Here is a 17,787-nt window from a genome sequence, read left to right as displayed (position 1 = left end):
GCTTAATGGCGCTACCAGAGCGTTGCTGCAACCCTCTGTGCCGAAAGGAAGGCCAGATCACGCGCCCAAAGCACCCGTACCTGCCCCGGTGCCTGCCCGACAGGGGCTGTCAGTGCTGGGACACTCTCGGCTGAAAAGAGCACCAGACAACGGCACCCCATGGCTGCCGCCAGATGCATGGGGCCGGTATCATTCCCCACAGCGCCCCAGGCGCGCGCGGCCAGACCGGCCAGTTCGGGCAGGGACGTGCGCCCTGTCAGGTCAAGGCTTTGCGGGCAGACAGCCTGTATGGCCTCCACCAAAGGCTGCTCGGCCCCGGAACCCACAATCACCGGCCGGATACCCCGCGCCAGCAAGCCCTGTGCGACCTCCCCATAGCGGCGGGCAGGCCAGCGTTTGGCAGGCCGGTGGGCCGCAGCACCGGGCACCAGCAAGGCGTAGGGATCAGGCAGGACCGGCCCATAGCCACGCAACCACGACAGGTCCGGCGCGCCATCCAGAGTCAGCCCGGCCTCCTGCAACTGGTTACGCTGGCGGGCACGGGTGTGCATATCGTTGCGCCAGGGGTTGGTATGCACCAGAGCCGCCCCACGGGCATGGCCCGACCACTCAGGCCGCCCCGCCAGCCTGAAATAGCGGGCCGTGCGGCTGGATGTCTGGAGGTCATACACCCTGTCATACCCGCGCAACTGGCCCCGCAGGCGGGCCAGCCCGCGCAGGTCGGTCCAGGCGGGCCGTGTGTCTTCCTCCACGCTATCAAACCAGGGGGACAGCCGGGCCAGTTCCACAAAAGGCTTTGTGGTCAAAAGAGTAATATGGGCTTTGGGGTGGGCCTTGCGGATAGCCCCGAACGGCCCGAAGCTCTGCACAAAATCACCCAAAGCCCCCAGCCGGATGACCAGCACGCGCGACGGTGCCACTATCGTGTCCTGCCCCTGTGCCGTCATTGCGAATCCGGGTCGGCCGCCATGATATCAAGATCCTGCCGGGCCAGATCTGCCTCGTGGCTGTCGGGGGCAAGGTCCAGCACCTGGAGCCAGTCTTTTCTGGCACCAGCAGGGTCGCCCCGTCGTTCACGGATAATGCCACGCTCCAGCAAGGCAGCGGGGTCTTGTGGGTCGGCCTCAATCGCGTGCTGGACGTGTTGCAGGGCACTGTCCATCTGCCCTGCCCGCCGCTCGGCCGAGGCCAGAAGCACAAAAACCTGCGGGGCGGCGTTAGCCTGTGCCTGCACCAGCGCTGTCAGACTCTGCACTGCCTGCCCGACCTTGTCCTGCGCCAGCAGGGCACGCGCCTGCACGACCAGCAGCGCCTGATCGCCCGGCGCCAAGCCCAGCCCATAGGTCGCGCTGTCTTCCGCCTTGACCGGCTGGCCGATGGCAAGCCATGCCCCCGCCGCTTCTGCCGCAATAGCGGCACGGGCATGAGGGGTGACACTCCCGCCCTTGTTGTCCTGTGCGCTCAGGCGGGCCAGGTCATCAAGCATCTGGGCGGCTGTTTCTTCCTGCCCTGTGCGAAGCTGCGCCAGAGCCTGACAATGCTTGGCATCACGCCCGCCGCCGTGGTGCTGCCAGGCCTGTGCATAGTCACGCGCACCAAACGGATCATCCCCCAGCATGGTCATACAGGCATCGGCTGACCAGTTGGTCGCTTTGGTATCAGGCCGGGCCGCACCATGCCGCGACACAGCAACACCAGACGATGCCCAGACCAGCAACGCTGTCCCAGCCAGAACGCCCCGCACAGGCAGGGAAAGAGACATGGAAGGGAGGACACCGGATTTCATCCTTAAGTCCTTAGCAGACAGCAGCCTGCCCAGGTCAAGCCGGAACACCTCCACCCTGCCCCCCCTGTGGCCCGCAAGCCGCAAAGCATGATACCTACAGGGCATGAACACTACCCCCGCCCCGCCTACCATCCTTCAGATTCTTCCAGCCCTGAACCAGGGCGGGATTGAGCGGGGCACACTGGAAATAGCCGATGCCATAACCCGCGCAGGGGGCCGCGCCCTGGTGGTCAGCAGCGGCGGTCGGCTGGAGGCCCATCTGCGCCATGTCGGGGCAGAGCATATAACCCTGCCCCGCATTGGCAGCCGCAACCCGGCCCACCTGCCGGGCAATATACGCGCCCTACGCCATATTCTGCATGACCGGCAGGTCAGCCTTGTGCATGCACGGTCCCGCGCGCCTGCCTGGGTTGCACGGCTGGCATGCCGGGCCAGTGGCACCCCCTTTGTCACGACCTGGCATGGTGTGCATGCCAACAATTTCCCCGGCAAAGCGCTTTACAATGCCGTGCTGGCTAGTGGAGACCGGGTGATCGCCATCAGCCGCTCCATCGCCCAACGGCTGGTAGAAGACTACGACGTGGGCACCGACCGCCTGCGCCTGATCCCCCGTGGGGCGGATATCACCCAGTTCAGCCCTGAAGCCATAACAGGCCAACGGGTGCATCATCTGGCCGAAAAATGGAACCTGCCCTCCGAATCCCCGGTTATCCTCATGCCCGGCAGGCTGACTGCCTGGAAAGGGCAGAGCCTTGTGCTCCAGGCCCTGCAACAGCTTGCCACCACGCACCCACAACTGGACTGGCGGTGCGTTTTTGTCGGCTCCGCCGCGGGTGATGGACGCTATGCGCGGGAATTGCAGGAACAGGCCGCCCGATCCGGCATAAAGGAACGGCTGCATTTTGCAGGCCATTGTGACGACATGCCCGCAGCCCTGGCACTGTCAGCCATGGTGCTGGCACCGTCCCTTAAACCTGAACCCTTTGGGCGTGTCGTTGTGGAAGCGCAGGCCATGTGCAGGCCCGTCATTGTTGCCCGCCATGGCGCTGCGACCGAAACTGTTGAGGACGGCGTAACCGGACTGAGCATCCCTCCGGGAGATGCCTCAGCCCTGGCCTCGGCCATGGCCCGCATCCTGACAGCTCCGTCCGGCTGGCTACTGGACATGGCAACAGCAGCACGACAGATGGTGCTGGCCCATTATACGACCTGGACCATGCAGCACGCCACCCTGGCAGTGTATGATGAACTGCTGCACACACCCATGGCCCAACAGTTTGCAGCCCACCCTGCCCCTTGACCATTGCGAGGTCACGCTTACCCTGCACACTCTGCCCCACCCCTCCGGCACACCATTCCGGGCTGATACAGGCCACCAGCATGACCCCCGCCCCGCCAGCACCTCTTTCCCGCCAGCCCCCCAGTCGCCTTGCCTTTACCGCCGCCAGCACGCCTGCGGCGTGTGTAGAACGCGACCGGCTTGTCGCCCGTTATGGTGACCACCCGATGGAAGAGGCTGATGTTATCGTTTGTCTGGGTGGGGACGGCTCCATGCTGGAAACCCTGCGCGATGTCCTTGTGCGGGAGCTGCACACGCCGGTTTATGGCATGAATTGCGGCTCGGTCGGCTTTTTGATGAACCCGACGGACGAGGCCAACCTGCCCGAACGCCTGAGTCAGGCCCAGGCCGCAACCCTGCACCCGCTGCGCATGAAGGCGACCTCCATCCACGGGGAAACCTGCGAGGCCCTGGCCCTCAACGATGTCTATCTGTTCCGCCAGACCCGGCAGGCAGCCAAACTGCGGATTGATGTGGACGGCTACGTACGCCTTGAGGAACTGATCTGTGACGGTGCCCTGCTGGCCACGCCTGCCGGGTCAACAGCCTATAACCTGTCAGCCCACGGCCCGATTGTGCCGCTTTCGGGCAACCTGCTGCCCCTAACCCCCATCTGCCCCTTCCGGCCCCGCCGCTGGCGGGGAGCACTGCTGCCATCAAACGCGCATGTCACATTTACCGTGCTGGAGCATGAAAAACGCCCCGTAGCCGCTGTGGCCGATTCTGTTGAACTGCGCGACATTACCCGTGTTGAAGTCTGCGAGGACCGGAATCTGAGCGTGACCGTGCTGTTTGACCCCGGACAGACCCTGTCCGACCGTATCGTGACCGAGCAGTTCTGCGCGTAACAGGTGGTCGCTCCGTCGTGGTTCTCTGTCCCAGCCTCCTGCCATGGCCTGCGGGCGGGCAGCACCCGATATAAGACAGGTTTTGCCCATTCCACCCCCTGCCCTTTCTGAGTTAGTCTGAGCGCGATGTACAAAATCTCCTCCCTCTCCCGCCGGGCCTCCCTGCTATGTGTGGTCTCCGTGTTCTCGATCGCAGTGGCACGGGCGCAGGTTGTCACGGACAGTCAGGCTCTGAGCAGCCTGGGTGATGCCGCCCCCAGCACGCCTGCCCCGGCAGCGGACACACCAGACAGCAGTGTCGAGGACAGCAAACCGGCCCCGGCCCCACGCCGCCACACCCAGCACAGCACCCCTAAACCGACGGCCACACCCAACACACCGCGCCCTGCAGCACCTGCACCTGCACCTGCACCTGCACCTGCACCTGCACCTGCACCTGCACCTGCACCTGCACCTGCACCTGTGGATGGCGCGCCCAAGGCTGAGGCACAAGCCAAAACACCGGCCCACAAAGCGCCTTCGGCTACTCTGCCGTCAGCCCCCCCCCCGGTGCCTGAGCTGACACCCGTTCCCTCCGATGTAGAGACACATTCTTTCCCCGTGCCGCCACAGCCCGCTGTGACCCTGAATGCAGTTGGTACGGTCAGCACCATAGCGGGCGGTGTGCGCCTGACATTCGCCCCCGGTTCCGATGCGCTGAACCCGGAAACACATCAGGCCATTCTCAGCTTCGGGCAGGCTCTTGCCTCCAAACCCCATGCCCGCGCCATGATCGACGCCTATAGCTCTGGCGATGCGGAAGATCCTTCCCTGCCCCGGCGCATGGCGCTGGCGCGTGGTCTGGCGGCACGCAGTGTGTTGATGAACGGGGGCATCCCCTCCACCCGTATTTACCTGCGTGTTGTGGGCATCCCCAAAGCGGGCGGTACAACCGATGTCCCGCAAGATCATATCGACATTTACCAGTCCGACAGCCCGGCACCCTGAGATCAGGGCGGCACAATCACCTTCACGTCTGGGCATAACCTGAGGGAACAACGGGCCATAAGCAAACAGGCCGGAATGGAAGAGTATCTCCCATCCCGGCCTGTCATAAGCCTCGCACGTCTGTGTATGCTCCCCAGACTAACCGGGGCCGACCCACTCAGGCCTGTTCAATCCTGATCCGGGCCTGTGTTGCCAACTCGTCAACACGTTCGTTTTCCGGCACGCCGGAATGGCCCTTGACCCAATGCCATGACACCTCATGCCGTTTGGCGGCATCCAGCAGCCTGCGCCACAAGTCCATATTGGCCACCGGGTCACCCGCAGCATTCCGCCAGTTCCGGCGCACCCAGCCTGTATGCCAGCGCGTAATACCGTTACGCACATACTCACTGTCGGTATAAAGGCTGACTGTGCAGGGGCGTGTCAGAGCTTCCAGCGCTTCTGCCGCTGCTGTCAGTTCCATACGATTGTTGGTGGTGGCTTCCTCCCCACCGGAGAGTTCTCGCTCCTTGCCCTTGCAGCGTAGCAGCACCCCCCAGCCACCGGGGCCAGGGTTGGGCTTGCAGCCCCCATCGGTCCAGATATCAACGACAGCACGTGTCTGGTCGTCACTCTGGCTATCAGAATCCGTAACCACGGCCATCCTCCACAGCGCAATGAAAGCGCAGACGCGGCAAATATTCGAGCGGGTTTTTGGGGGTCACCAAAGCCCCGGCCGGGGTGTTGATCCAGTCATACAGCCGGGTCAGCAAAAAGCGCATGGCGGCACCCTGGGCCAATACCGGCATGGCGTGGCGCTCGGCCTCCGTCAAAGGCCGGACATCCTCATACCCCTGCACAAGATGGCGAGAGAACTCGGCATTAAACGTGCCATCGGCATCAAAGCACCAGGCATTGAGGCAGATGGCAATGTCGTAAGCCAGAAAATCCGTGCAGGCGAAATAGAAGTCGATCAGCCCCGACAATTCATGGTCGAGGAAGAACACGTTATCGGGGAACAAATCGGCATGGATCTGCCCGCGTGGCAGTGCGGCATTGCCCTCATGCCCCGGCCAGGCAGGCACAATATGCGCCAGAGCTGCTGCCAGTTCCGCCTGCAATCCGGGCTGCACAGCTTCCACCCGCTCCTGCTGGCAGGCGGCCAGCAAGGGGCCCCAGGCCTGTGGGCCAAGGCTGTTGGCGCGTTCCTGCGTGTAGCTTTGGCCAGCCAGATGCAGTTGCGCCAGGGCGCGACCCAGCGGGCGGCAATGCTCCAGCCTGACCTCACGCGGCCATACACCGGGCAAAAACGTCGTAATAGCCGCCGGGCGATCAGCCAGCGTGCGCAGTGTCTGGCCCTGCCTGTCCGCTACGGGCTGGGGGCATGTGACCCCCTGGCTGGCCAGATGCTGCATGAAGCCCAGGAACCAAGGTAGTTCCTGAACATTCACCCGTTTTTCATACAGGGTGAGAATAAAGTCACCCGTGGATGTACGAAGCTGGAAATTGCTGTTTTCGACCCCTTCCGCAATGCCACGGAATGACACAAGCGTACCGATATCAAAACTTTCAAGAAATCCGCTCAGCGCTTCGTCACTGATCTCCGTGTAAACGGCCATGGCCTCACTCGTCAGCCCAAAGGTGCTGGCAGGCGGAATGTGACGTTTTCTTCCTTCACAATCCGCTCTTCAATACCCAGCGTGTAGCGCTTGGCCATTTCCGCCAGCATTTCCTGCACCAGTGCTTCGGGGGCAGAGGCACCGGCGGTAATCCCCAGGGTGCTCACGCCTTCCAGCACGGACCAGTCCAGCGCATCCAGCCGCGGCACCAGCAGCGCGCGCGAGGCACCAGAGCGCTCAGCCACTTCCCGCAGCCGCTGGGAGTTGGAAGAATTGGGCGAACCAATCACAATCACCAGATCACACTCAGGCGCAATGGCCTTGACCGCTTCCTGCCGGTTGGTGGTGGCGTAGCAGATATCCTCGCGCTTTGGCCCTTCGATCAGGGGGAAGCGCGAACGCAGGATGTCCACAATCTCGGCCGTATCATCCACCGACAGCGTGGTCTGGGTGATAAAGGCAAGCCGCGTGGGGTCTTCGGGCTGTACGGTGCGGGCTTCCTCCGCATCGTTGATCAGGGTCATGGCACCGGGCGGCAACTGGCCCATGGTGCCCACAACCTCGGGATGGCCTGCATGACCGATCATGAGGATGTGCCGGCTCTCCGGCCCACCGGCTGCGTAGTGGCGCTCGGCCTCGCGGTGCACTTTGGACACCAGCGGGCAGGTTGCATCCAGATACAGCAGGCTGCGGCGTTCGGCTTCCACCGGCACGGTCTTGGGCACACCATGGGCCGAGAACACGACGTGGCCATCTTCTGGCACTTCGTCCAGTTCCTCGACAAAAATGGCGCCCTGGGCTTCCAGTTCCTCCACAACCGTGCGGTTATGGACAATCTCATGCCGGACGTAGACAGGCGCGCCATAGCGGCGGATTGCCTCTTCCACAACACGGATGGCACGGTCCACACCAGCGCAGAAGCCGCGCGGGCCCGCCAGAAGAACCTTGAGAGACCTGCCCTGAGACGCGCCTGCGTCCTGGGTCGTGACAGTGGTTTGAGTTTGATCGGGCATGGTGTTCCCCAAAGAAGCAGCGGGCTGTATAGAAGAAAACTGGCTATGAAGAAGCATATTGAAAACAGGCTATGCCCGGAACCCGTTAAGGTGCGGCAGTTGTGGCCTACGCAAAGGACGCACACGATGCAACCCGTTTTGCAGCATCAGGGCCCTGAAAGACCTGCCTGGCCGCATACGCCATGGCTTTACACACGCTGCCACCCCCTGTCCTACCCCTAATGCCGGACTTTTCCATGTCACATGATACCGCGCGCCTGCACCGCCTGATCCCCCGTATTGCCCTGTCTGGTGCTGGGGCGCTGGGCCTGATGACAGCCCTGACCGGCTGCACCAATCAGGCTTATGACAGCTTTGCCCCGGCCTGCCCCATTACGCATATTCCGCCAGAAGCCGCAGATTACACCCTGTATAACGGCAAGGGCACCACCTTCCGGGACATGGTGGTTCATGCCAGCATTGTCAGGCTCCAGGGCGACTGCCTGCCCGGTGGTGAGAAAAACCTGAAAACCCGAATCGTGCTGCGTCTGGCAGTCGAGCGTGGCCCCGCGGCAACGGAAGAAAAAATCAGCCTGCCGTGGTTTATTGTGGTGATGCATGGCGACAAGATCGTCAACAAGCACGTCTTCCACCACTCGGTCACATTCCCGGCAACCTTCTCCACCTTCCAGACCGGCACCAAGGTGGCCATTGTGGACCTGCCCATTGCCCCCAAGAGCGTGGACCCGGGCTACAGCTTTGAAGTGGGCTTTCAGCTCAACAAAGACCAGTTCGACTACAACCGCCAGCACATGCACACCGCCACCTATCGCGCTTACTGACAAGCGCTTGGGGGTGGTGTGCGCCGCCTGAATGCCTCAGCCCTGTGCGGGCTGGGCATCAGGCGGAAAGGATGCGGCCTCGACCACTGCCTTCTGACGTTCGGCCAATGCGTGCTCGTCAAACTCCTCCACAATTTCGTGGAACAGTTTGCACCAGTTCATCTTCACTTTCAGACGCATGAACACAGACCCCAGCCCGATGGCCGAGCGGTCAACCAGCACAAACTCACGCGGCAGGCGTACGCCACCGGCCTTTTGCAGGCCATCATGCACACGGCTGAGCACCTCGCGCCCATGGGCCGGGTCGTTGTCTTCCTGAATATAGCGTTCGCGGTCGTCCATCAGCGGGGCAAACAGCAGGCCTGCCCATTCATTCAGGACAACCACCTTCTCCCGCGTCAGATCCCGGAAACCCCATGCCTTGTAGGCTTCCGCAGCACTATCCACATCCCCGGCGCGCAGGGCTTTGTACAGGTCGATATTCCCTTTGATGAACGACGGACTGAAAATACGGATCGCACCAAAATCCAGCAGGTTCAGGCCGCCATCATCCCGCAGGGTAAAGTTGCCCATGTGCGGGTCACCATGCACAACACCGTAGTGATAGAGCGGCACGTACCAACCCCGGAACAATGCGCGGGCAATGGCTTTTTTCTGCTCATCATCCAGCCCGTCGCGCAGGGCGGTGTTGAGGTTGCGCCCGTTCACCCACTCCATTGTCAACAGCCGCCGGGTGCTGAGTTCATCTACAGGGCGGGGCACAGTAACCTCCGGGCAGGCTGCCAGCGCAGCCCGGTACAGGCGCATATTGGCGGCCTCGCGCCGGTAGTCCAGTTCCTCCCGCAGGCGTTCGGCCAGTTCCTCCACCACGTCATCCTGTCGGATGGCGTTGTCCAGCTTGTGGTAAACCCCAATGGCCATACGGAACTGGCGCAGATCGGCCTCGACCGCAGCGGTCATGTCGGGGTACTGCAACTTGCACGCCACCCGTCGCCCGTCGTTAAGAATGGCCTGATGCACCTGCCCCAGGCTGGCCGCAGCCGCGGCATCGCGCCCGAAAGAGCGGAAATTCTTTTCCCACCCCGGCCCAAGCTCCGCCGTCATGCGCCTGCGCACAAAGTTCCACCCCATCGGGGGAGCGTTGGACTGCAACTGGGCCAGTTCTTCGGCATATTCTTCAGGCAACGCACCAGGAATGGTGGCCAGAAGCTGTGCGGCCTTCATCAAGGGGCCTTTCAGCCCCCCCAGAACGGACTTCAGGTCCTCCGCATGACCTGCCCCGCCTGTAAAAACGCCCATTTTGTGCCCGGCCAGACGCGCGGCAATGCCCCCCACGGTACCCGTGGTCTGCACCATGCGCCGGAATTCTCCAAAAAAGCCGGTATTGTCGAGATCGCGCGCCATGCTCAGCCCTGTTCCAGTTCGTCAATAAATCCGGAAATGACATCCAGCCCCTTGCGCCAGAAGGCAGGGTCAGACGCATCAAGCCCGAAGGGAGCCAACAGTTCCTTGTGGCGCAGGGTGCCCCCGGCCTCCAGCATGGCAACGTATTTGTCCTGAAAACCGGGTGCACCCTCGCTGAACACACGATAGAGCGCATTCACCAGGCAGTCCCCAAACGCATAGGCGTACACATAGAACGGCGAATGGATGAAGTGCGGAATATACGCCCAGAACACATCGTAATCCGGCGTAAAGTTAAAGGCCGGGCCCAGGCTTTCGGTCTGCACATCGCGCCAGATTTCACCAATCCGTTCGGGCAGCAGTTCACCGGTGCGGCGCTCGTCATGGACTCTGGTTTCAAAGTCGTAAAACGCCACCTGCCGCACAACGGTGTTGAGCATGTCTTCCACCTTGCCTGCCAGGAGCAGACGACGGCGGGCGGGGTCTTTTTCAGCATCCAGAAGGGACTGGAATGTCAGCATCTCCCCAAACACGCTGGCGGTTTCAGCCAGGGTCAGGGGAGTGTCGGACATAAAATAGCCCTGCCGTGCCGCCAGAACCTGATGCACCCCATGCCCCAGCTCATGCGCAAGCGTCATCACATCCCGAATACGGCCATGGTAATTGAGCAGGATATACGGGTGGGCCGATGGCACCGTCGGGTGGGCAAACGCACCGGGTGACTTGCCGGGAGCGGGCGGCACATCAATCCACGGGTTGGTCAGGAAGGTCTCGATCACCTTGCCCACACGCGGGTCAAAACCGTCATACGCCTTTTGCACAATGGCCTTGGCTTCTTCCCACGGGATTTCGCGGTCATCCCCGCCGGGCAGCGGGGCGTTACGGTCCCAGTGCTCCAGCTTTTCCAGCCCCATCCATTTGGCCTTGAGGCTATAATAGCGATGGGACAGCCGGGGGTAATCGGCTTTGACGGCAGAGACAAGCGCATCCACCACCTCGTCTTCAACCATATTGGACAGGTTGCGGGCCGAGGTCGGACGGGGGTAATGCCGCAGCCCATCCGCAATGGACTTGTCCTTGGCCAGAGTGTTGGTGATGAGCGAGAACAGGCGCAGCTTGTCGGCAAACACCCCACCCACGGCCTGACCTGCGCGCTCACGCACCCCACGGTCACTATCGGAAAGGCGGTTAAGCGCCTCACCCACCGTCATCTCCTGCCCATCCACCGTTACACGCAGGCTGGCTATGGTCTCATCAAACAGGCGGCACCATGCCTGGGCCCCGGTCACGGATTTTTCCAGCAGAACCTTTTCCACCTCATCCGCAAGCTGGTGGGGGCGGTACATCCGCACGTCCCGCAGATAAGGCTGCCAGCGCTGCAAGTCCGGGCTTTTCAGCCTGTCTTCAAGGCTGTCATCATCCAGCCGGTTGAGTTCGAGGGAAAAGAACAGCAGGTCGGCTGAAATGGTTGTCAGTTGCTCATTAATCGACTGGCTGAAACGACTGACTGCGGCATCGGACGAATCCGCGGCAAACAGGAGCGAGGCGTAAGAGCCTGCCCGGCCCAGTTTTTCCTCAATCCCTTCAAACTGCGCCAGAGCCTGTGCCAGTTCCGGGCCGCTCAGGGCTGCAAGCTTGCCTTGATACTGGCTGGCAAACGCCTGCGCCTGGCGCGTGGCTTCCGCCAGGTCTGCCCCAAGGGCGGGGTCGTCCATACCGGCGTACAGGGCTGACAGGTCCCAGCGCGGCAGGGCCTTGCCCGCATGTGCCGCCGGGGCGGTGGACGAGGTTTCCTGCGCGGCGCACACGCCAGCGTGCAGGATACGGGGGGAAAGGCTGCTCTGTTTCATAAGGCCACTGTAACGTGCAAACCCGACGGATGCGAGAGCACGTACGCGCAGGGCTTGCCCCCAAAAAGCAGAACGGGCGGAGGTGTTGCCACCTCCGCCCGTCCGGCGTGCTGATAAAGCCGTAAACGCTGTATCAGGCGCTGCGCTCAAGCTCCGCCTCAGGCACGCTGAAGCCGATGATCTTGGCATAGTCACGCGGGACAATCTGCCAGAACATGGGCAGGTATTCGTCCCACTTGTGCAGGAGGGTTGCGGCATAGGCCGACCCTGTTTCCTCCACATGCCGTTCAACCAGACGCCGCAGGCTGCTGGCCCATTCCGGCTCCGTCACCCGGGTCCAGATCAGGGCTTCGGGGTTGATGCGGTCTTCAAAGCTGTTGGTTTCATCCAGCACAAATGCCATGCCGCCGGTAAAGCCTGCGCCAAAGTTGTCACCAACCTCGCCCAGCACCACAACGGTACCGCCGGTCATGTATTCGCACGCGTTGGAGCCACAGCCCTCAATCACCGCCACCGCGCCAGAGTTACGCACGGCAAAACGCTCACCCGCCTGCCCTGCGGCAAACAGTTCGCCCGCCGTGGCACCATACAGCACGGTGTTGCCGATAATGGCGTTCTGCTGCGACACCAGTGTGGAGGACGGTGCCGGGCGGACCGTAATGGTTGCCCCAGACAGGCCCTTGCCCACGTAGTCGTTGGCGTCACCCAGCACTTCCAGCTTCAGCCCCTGCACGGCAAATGCCCCAAGGGACTGCCCGGCTGACCCACGCAGCCGCACGGTCAGGTGGCCAGGAGCCAGTGTGCGCATGCCAAACTGCCGCACGATCATGGAGGAAATGCGCGTGCCAATGGCGCGCTGAGTGTTCTCCACATTGTAGTGGAGCTGCATTTTCTCACCATGTTCAAACAGCGGCCGGGCATCACCGATCATCTGTGCGTCCAGCGTGTCGGGTACTTCATTACGCCCTTCAAGGGTGCAATGGCGGGCAAACGGCCCCGGATCAGCCTGAGACAGAAGGGAGTTCAGGTCCAGATCGTCCAGATCGTCTGTTCCACGGGAAACCTGCCGCAGCAGATCCGTGCGGCCGATAACCTCGTTCAGCGTACGGAAGCCCAGCGAGGCCAGGATATTCCGCACGTCCTCCGCGATGAAGGAGAACAGGTTGATAACCTTCTCAGGCGTGCCCTCAAACTTGGCCCGCATGGCCGGGTCCTGCGAACACACACCCACAGGGCAGGTGTTGGAGTGGCACTGGCGCACCATGATGCAGCCCATGGCGACAAGGCTGGCTGTGCCAATACCAAACTCTTCCGCCCCCAGCATGGCCGCAATCACCACGTCACGCCCGGTCTTGATGCCACCATCGGCCCGCAGGCGGACACGGTGGCGCAGACGGTTGAGCATGAGCACCTGATGCGTTTCCGCCAGCCCCATTTCCCACGGCAGACCCGCGTATTTGATGGAACTGACTGGGCTGGCCCCGGTGCCACCACAATGGCCGGAAATCAGAATGGCATCCGCCTTGGCCTTGGCCACGCCTGCGGCGATGGTGCCAATACCCGAGCGGGCCACCAGCTTGACTGTCACCGTGGCATCCGGGTTGATCTGCTTCAGGTCATAAATGAGCTGGGCCAGATCTTCGATGGAATAGATGTCATGGTGCGGCGGCGGGGAGATCAGCGTCACACCCGGTGTGGCATGGCGCAGCTTGGCAATCAGCTCCGTCACCTTGAAGCCCGGAAGCTGCCCGCCCTCACCCGGCTTGGCACCCTGCGCAACCTTGATTTCCAGTTCCCGGCAGTCGTTCAGATACTGCGCGGTCACACCAAAGCGGCCCGATGCCACCTGTTTGATGGCCGAGGAGGCATTGTCCCCATTGGGGCGCGGCTTGGCACGGGCCGGGTCTTCCCCACCCTCACCAGAGTCGGACTTTGCCCCGATCCGGTTCATCGCAATGGACAGCGTTTCATGCGCTTCGGGGCTGAGCGCCCCAAGCGAAATCGCCGGGGAGATCAGGCGCTTACGCAGTTGCGTAATGCTTTCAACCTCCTCCACCGGGATGGGCATGCGCCCTTCACGGAAGTCCAGCAGGTCACGCAGGGCCACGGGGGGCTGAGCCCGCACGGCATCGGCATAACGGCGGTAGATGGTAAAGTTGTCTGTCGCCACGGCTGTTTGCAGCATGTGGATCAGCGTACCATCAAATGCATGCTGCTCCCCACTGCGGCGCAGCTTGTACAGCCCACCCACTGGCAGAGCCAGCGTAGCAGCCGCACCACCCCAGGCGCTGGCATGCAGGCCCAGCACCTTGCTGGCAATGCCCGACAGACCAATGCCCGAAATACGCGACGGCATACCGGGGAAAAACTCAGCCGTGAGTGCGCGTGACAGGCCAATGGCCTCAAAGTTGCAGCCACCACGATAGGACGCCACGATGGAAATACCCATCTTGGACATGACCTTGAGCAGCCCCTTGTCCACCGCCTTGCGGTAACGCTCCATGCATTCACGCAGGCTGCGGTTGCCAAACAGCCCCCGACGATGCCGGTCTGCAATGCTTTCCTGCGCCAGATAGGGGTTAACTGTTGTCGCACCCACGCCAATGGTGACAGCAATGGCATGTACATCCAGCGCAGTGGACGTGCGCACGTTCAGCGATGTGAACGTACGCAGCGATGTCCGCACCAGATGCGTATGGACCGCGCCGGTGGCCAGGATCATCGGAATGGCGGCCCGGTCGGCGGACTGTCCCTCGTCCGTCAGGAACACATGGGTGCAGCCACCCCGCACGCCGTCTTCGGCTTCACGCCGGATGCGGGCAATGGCTTCACGCAGCCCGGCCTCCCCTTCCCGCGCGGGGAAGGTGCAGTCGATCACGCAGCCCGATGCCCCGCAGAAACCCCGCAGGGCCTCATACTCACCCGATGTCAGCACCGGGCTGGGCAGTTGCAGCATGTCGCACTGGTCGGCCGACTGGTCGAGAATGTTGCCAAGGTTGCCAAGACGGGTGGCCAGGCTCATCACCCGCGATTCACGCAAGGAGTCGATGGGCGGGTTGGTCACCTGGCTGAACATCTGGCGGAAGTAATGCGACAGCCCACGATAGCGCGACGACAGCACCGCCAGCGGTGTATCATCCCCCATCGACCCCACGGCTTCGCTGGCGTGTTCCACCATCGGGTGAAGGATCGCTTCCAGTTCTTCCAGCGTGGTGCCAACCGTGAGCTGGCGGCGGCGCAGTTCCTCACCCGTATACAGGACAGGTTCTGTCACATCGGAACGGACAAGCTGTCCGATCTTGTGGGTGCGCTTGATCCAGTCGGAAAAATCCTGCCGGGCAGACAGAATGTCCAGCAGTTCCGTGTTGCCGTACAGCTTGGCATCATCCAGATCCACGCCCAGCATTTCGCCCGGGCCAAGGCGCCCACGGCTGAGAACGGCACTTTCAGGCACCCGGACCATGCCGGTTTCGGAGCCCACGATCAGCAGATTATCGGTCGTGATGGTGTAGCGCAGCGGCCGCAGGCCGGAACGGTCCAACCCAGCCACAACCCAGCGACCATCGGTGGCGCACAGAGCTGCGGGGCCGTCCCACGGTTCCATAACAGCGTTGCAGTAAATGAACATGTCCTTGTGTTCTGGCTTCATGGAGGAATTACCCCCCACGCTGGCCGGAATCATCAGGGCCTTGACGGCAGGAGCATCACGCCCGCCGAAGGTCAGCAGTTCAAACACGTTGTCCAGCGTTGCGGTATCAGAGCCACCAGCCTGCACCAGCGGCTTGATGTCACCCATCCACGGGTCCAGCTCTGGGTGAGACAGCCGCGTTTCGTGGCTTTTCATCCAGTTGATGTTGCCCGAAATGGTGTTGATTTCACCATTATGGGCCAGACGGCGGAACGGCTGTGCCAGCTTCCAGGTCGGGAAGGTGTTGGTGGAATAACGCTGATGGTAAATGGCAAAGCGGCTGACAAAGCGTTCATCCAGCAGGTCTGGATAAAACACGGTCAGATGTTCGGCCAGGAACATGCCCTTGTAGATCAGCGAGCGGCATGACAGCGAGCAGATATACAGGTCCACCTGGGCAGCAATGGCCGCCTTTTCAATCCGCCGACGGATCACATACAGGTCACGCTCAAACGTGGCCTCGTCCTTGCCGGGCAGGTTACGGATCAGGATCTGCTCGATTTCCGGCCGGGTCGCGTTGGCTTTTTCACCAATGCAGGAGGTGTCGATCGGCACCTGCCGCCAGCCATAAATGCCGTAGCCGAAAGCCAGAATCTCGGTTTCGATAATCTGGCGGCACTGTTCCTGCGCCACAAAATCGGTCTTGGGCAGAAACACCTGCCCGACAGCAATCGGCCCATCGCTAGGGCGGTCACCTGACTTAGTAATGGCATCGGCAAAAAATGCCTGCGGGATTTCAACATGAATCCCCGCACCATCGCCTGTCTTGCCGTCGGCATCCACCGCGCCGCGGTGCCAGATGGCCTTCAGCGCGGCAATGCCCGCCTCAACCACTTCGCGCCGACGCTTGCCATCCAGGGTTGCGATCAGGCCTACACCGCAGGAATCACGCTCGTCTTCCGGGTGGTACAACCCTTCCAGCGCCGTGACGTTGGCGTCCCACGCTTTCAGGAAGTCTTCGCCGCTCTCAACGCTGCCGGTGTTTGGAAACTGTTCCATATCCATTATCCCTGCTCCGCCATGGCGGATGCCGTCACATTGTCTTCAATCCACTGGTGGATGCTGGCTGCGGCGTCACGCCCGTCGCGGATAGCCCACACCACAAGGCTGGCCCCACGCACGATGTCACCTGCAGCAAACACACCAGGCAGCGATGTCATGAACGAGTCATGACCAACCTTGAGAGTGCCCCAGCGTGACACATCCAGCCCCGGCTGCGCCCAAAGCTGGGGCAGAGGCTCTGGGTCAAACCCCAGCGCCTTGATGACAAGGTCAGCCTTGAGCGTGAAGGAAGACCCCTCCACCGCCTCCACCGACTGGCGACCAGAGGCATCGGGCAGGCCCAGAGCCATGCGCGTGGCGCGCACGCCGGTCACATGGCTGTCCCCCAGGAAGGCCTCGGGCGCGGCCAGCCACTCGAACATCACGCCTTCTTCTTCAGCGTTTTTCACTTCACGCGTGGAGCCGGGCATGTTGGCCTTGTCACGACGGTACAGGCAGCGGACAGACTCCGCACCCTGACGGATGGCCGTGCGTACGCAGTCCATGGCGGTATCACCACCGCCCAGCACCACGACGGCTTTGCCCTGTGCATCCAGCGCGCTGGCCTCGGGCGGCAGTTCATCACCCAACGAGCGACGGTTGGACGCGGTCAGGTAATCCAGTGCGCGCTCGATCCCGGCCAGACCGGAGCCCGGTCCACCCAGTTCGCGCGATTTATAGACACCTGTGGCAATCAGCACGGCATCATGCTTGGCGCGCAGGTCTTCAAACGCCAGTTCGCCCGCACCAGCGCCAATGCCCTGACCAAGGTGGAACACCACCCCGCTTTCTTCCAGCAGGGCATGACGGCGGGCCACGATATGCTTTTCCAGCTTGAAGCCGGGGATGCCATACACCAGCAGCCCACCCACACGGTCATAACGGTCGTACACATGGACCTGAAAGCCCTGCGCGCGCAGCCGCTCAGCCGCAGCCAGACCGGCAGGACCAGCCCCCACAATCCCGACCGACTGGGTGCGTTCCTGCACGGGCAGGGTCGGCTTGACCCAGCCATTTTCAAACGCCGTGTCGGTAATGTACCGCTCAACCGCGCCGATGGTCACGCTCTCAAAGCCCGGCTCGATCACGCAGTTGCCTTCGCACAGGCGGTCCTGCGGGCAGATACGGCCACAAATTTCGGGGAAGGTGTTGGTCGCCGAGGAAATATCATACGCTTCCTCAAGGCGGCCCTGTGCGGTCAGCATCAGCCAGTCGGGAATGTTGTTTCCCAACGGGCAATGGACTGAGCAGAACGGCACACCGCACTGCGAGCAGCGGCTGGCCTGCTCCGTAGCCTGCTCTGGCACAAAGTCTTCATAGATTTCGTCAAAATCAACACGGCGGTCGTCTGCCGTGCGTTTTTCAGGCTGCCTCTGCGAAACGGAGACAAATTTCAGCATCTTGCTTGTCAT

The 17,787-nt window shown here is 62.1% G+C and carries 13 protein-coding genes; 4 read left to right on the top strand and 9 right to left on the bottom strand.

Features of this window, described 5'->3' with window-relative positions:
- Positions 1-11: 11 nt before the first annotated feature.
- Together FLP30_RS08035 and FLP30_RS08030 are read right to left on the bottom strand one after the other, a co-directional pair.
- Positions 12-947 (bottom strand): glycosyltransferase family 9 protein, encoded by a 936-nt coding sequence (locus FLP30_RS08035; protein ID WP_149279355.1) that lies wholly within the window; start codon positions 945-947, stop codon positions 12-14.
- Positions 944-1,786, bottom strand: coding sequence for a tetratricopeptide repeat protein (locus tag FLP30_RS08030; RefSeq protein ID WP_149279354.1), 843 nt, complete (start codon positions 1,784-1,786; stop codon positions 944-946). Before FLP30_RS08030 ends, FLP30_RS08035 begins: the two co-directional genes overlap by 4 nt.
- Before the next feature lie 103 nt (positions 1,787-1,889).
- Between FLP30_RS08030 and FLP30_RS08025 the strand changes: the two genes are divergently transcribed.
- The 3 genes from FLP30_RS08025 (at position 1,890) to FLP30_RS08015 (ending at position 4,960) form a co-directional block, all read left to right on the top strand.
- Positions 1,890-3,086 (top strand): glycosyltransferase family 4 protein, encoded by a 1,197-nt coding sequence (locus FLP30_RS08025; RefSeq protein WP_149279353.1) that lies wholly within the window; start codon positions 1,890-1,892, stop codon positions 3,084-3,086.
- A gap of 80 nt (positions 3,087-3,166) precedes the next feature.
- On the top strand, positions 3,167-3,973 hold the full coding sequence (locus tag FLP30_RS08020) for an NAD kinase (protein WP_149279352.1): 807 nt from the start codon (positions 3,167-3,169) through the stop codon (positions 3,971-3,973).
- 126 nt (positions 3,974-4,099) lie between these two features.
- On the top strand, positions 4,100-4,960 hold the full coding sequence (locus FLP30_RS08015; RefSeq protein WP_149279351.1) for an OmpA family protein: 861 nt from the start codon (positions 4,100-4,102) through the stop codon (positions 4,958-4,960).
- 157 nt (positions 4,961-5,117) lie between these two features.
- On the opposite strand, the gene rnhA is transcribed toward FLP30_RS08015, so the two are convergent.
- The 3 genes from rnhA to ispH are packed head-to-tail and all read right to left on the bottom strand — an operon-like array spanning position 5,118 to position 7,571.
- A complete protein-coding gene (gene rnhA / locus FLP30_RS08010) occupies positions 5,118-5,603 on the bottom strand; it encodes a ribonuclease HI (RefSeq protein ID WP_149279350.1) in 486 nt (161 codons plus the stop codon).
- Positions 5,581-6,558: a homoserine kinase gene (locus tag FLP30_RS08005; RefSeq protein WP_149279349.1), complete on the bottom strand. Its 978-nt coding sequence runs from the start codon at positions 6,556-6,558 to the stop codon at positions 5,581-5,583. The genes rnhA and FLP30_RS08005 overlap by 23 nt, the downstream gene beginning before the upstream one ends.
- A gap of 11 nt (positions 6,559-6,569) precedes the next feature.
- A complete protein-coding gene (ispH, locus tag FLP30_RS08000) occupies positions 6,570-7,571 on the bottom strand; it encodes a 4-hydroxy-3-methylbut-2-enyl diphosphate reductase (RefSeq protein WP_149279348.1) in 1,002 nt (333 codons plus the stop codon).
- Positions 7,572-7,807: 236 nt separating this feature from the next.
- Between ispH and FLP30_RS07995 the strand changes: the two genes are divergently transcribed.
- Positions 7,808-8,392, top strand: coding sequence for a hypothetical protein (locus FLP30_RS07995; RefSeq protein ID WP_246856469.1), 585 nt, complete (start codon positions 7,808-7,810; stop codon positions 8,390-8,392).
- A 36-nt stretch (positions 8,393-8,428) separates the two neighbouring features.
- Here FLP30_RS07995 and FLP30_RS07990 read toward each other — a convergent pair whose 3' ends face one another.
- The 4 genes from FLP30_RS07990 to FLP30_RS07975 form a co-directional block, all read right to left on the bottom strand.
- On the bottom strand, positions 8,429-9,796 hold the full coding sequence (locus FLP30_RS07990; protein WP_149279347.1) for an ABC1 kinase family protein: 1,368 nt from the start codon (positions 9,794-9,796) through the stop codon (positions 8,429-8,431).
- Positions 9,797-9,798: 2 nt separating this feature from the next.
- Entirely contained in the window at positions 9,799-11,646 is a 1,848-nt protein-coding gene (locus tag FLP30_RS07985; protein ID WP_149279346.1) for a M3 family oligoendopeptidase, read from the bottom strand.
- Between the two features lie 133 nt (positions 11,647-11,779).
- Positions 11,780-16,339, bottom strand: coding sequence for a glutamate synthase large subunit (gltB, locus tag FLP30_RS07980; protein WP_149279345.1), 4,560 nt, complete (start codon positions 16,337-16,339; stop codon positions 11,780-11,782).
- Positions 16,339-17,787: an NAD(P)-dependent oxidoreductase gene (locus tag FLP30_RS07975; RefSeq protein ID WP_149279344.1), complete on the bottom strand. Its 1,449-nt coding sequence runs from the start codon at positions 17,785-17,787 to the stop codon at positions 16,339-16,341. Before FLP30_RS07975 ends, gltB begins: the two co-directional genes overlap by 1 nt.

Origin of the sequence: Acetobacter vaccinii (assembly GCF_008365315.1) — a bacterium.
GTDB classification, from domain to species: Bacteria; Pseudomonadota; Alphaproteobacteria; order Acetobacterales; family Acetobacteraceae; genus Acetobacter; species Acetobacter vaccinii.
The sequence above is the reverse complement of the archived record's forward strand: the minus strand, read 5'-3'. Positions and strand labels throughout refer to the sequence as shown.

Coding starts and splice junctions, on each gene's coding strand:
- FLP30_RS07990 (WP_149279347.1), bottom strand. CDS start 9,796: ATGGCGCGCGATCTCGACAATACCGGCTTTTTTGGAGAATTCCGGCGC.
- FLP30_RS08020 (WP_149279352.1), top strand. CDS start 3,167: ATGACCCCCGCCCCGCCAGCACCTCTTTCCCGCCAGCCCCCCAGTCGC.
- ispH (WP_149279348.1), bottom strand. CDS start 7,571: ATGCCCGATCAAACTCAAACCACTGTCACGACCCAGGACGCAGGCGCG.
- rnhA (WP_149279350.1), bottom strand. CDS start 5,603: ATGGCCGTGGTTACGGATTCTGATAGCCAGAGTGACGACCAGACACGT.
- FLP30_RS08035 (WP_149279355.1), bottom strand. CDS start 947: ATGACGGCACAGGGGCAGGACACGATAGTGGCACCGTCGCGCGTGCTG.
- gltB (WP_149279345.1), bottom strand. CDS start 16,339: ATGGATATGGAACAGTTTCCAAACACCGGCAGCGTTGAGAGCGGCGAA.
- FLP30_RS08015 (WP_149279351.1), top strand. CDS start 4,100: ATGTACAAAATCTCCTCCCTCTCCCGCCGGGCCTCCCTGCTATGTGTG.
- FLP30_RS07985 (WP_149279346.1), bottom strand. CDS start 11,646: ATGAAACAGAGCAGCCTTTCCCCCCGTATCCTGCACGCTGGCGTGTGC.
- FLP30_RS08025 (WP_149279353.1), top strand. CDS start 1,890: ATGAACACTACCCCCGCCCCGCCTACCATCCTTCAGATTCTTCCAGCC.
- FLP30_RS08030 (WP_149279354.1), bottom strand. CDS start 1,786: ATGAAATCCGGTGTCCTCCCTTCCATGTCTCTTTCCCTGCCTGTGCGG.
- FLP30_RS07995 (WP_246856469.1), top strand. CDS start 7,808: ATGTCACATGATACCGCGCGCCTGCACCGCCTGATCCCCCGTATTGCC.
- FLP30_RS08005 (WP_149279349.1), bottom strand. CDS start 6,558: ATGGCCGTTTACACGGAGATCAGTGACGAAGCGCTGAGCGGATTTCTT.
- FLP30_RS07975 (WP_149279344.1), bottom strand. CDS start 17,787: ATGACAAGCAAGATGCTGAAATTTGTCTCCGTTTCGCAGAGGCAGCCT.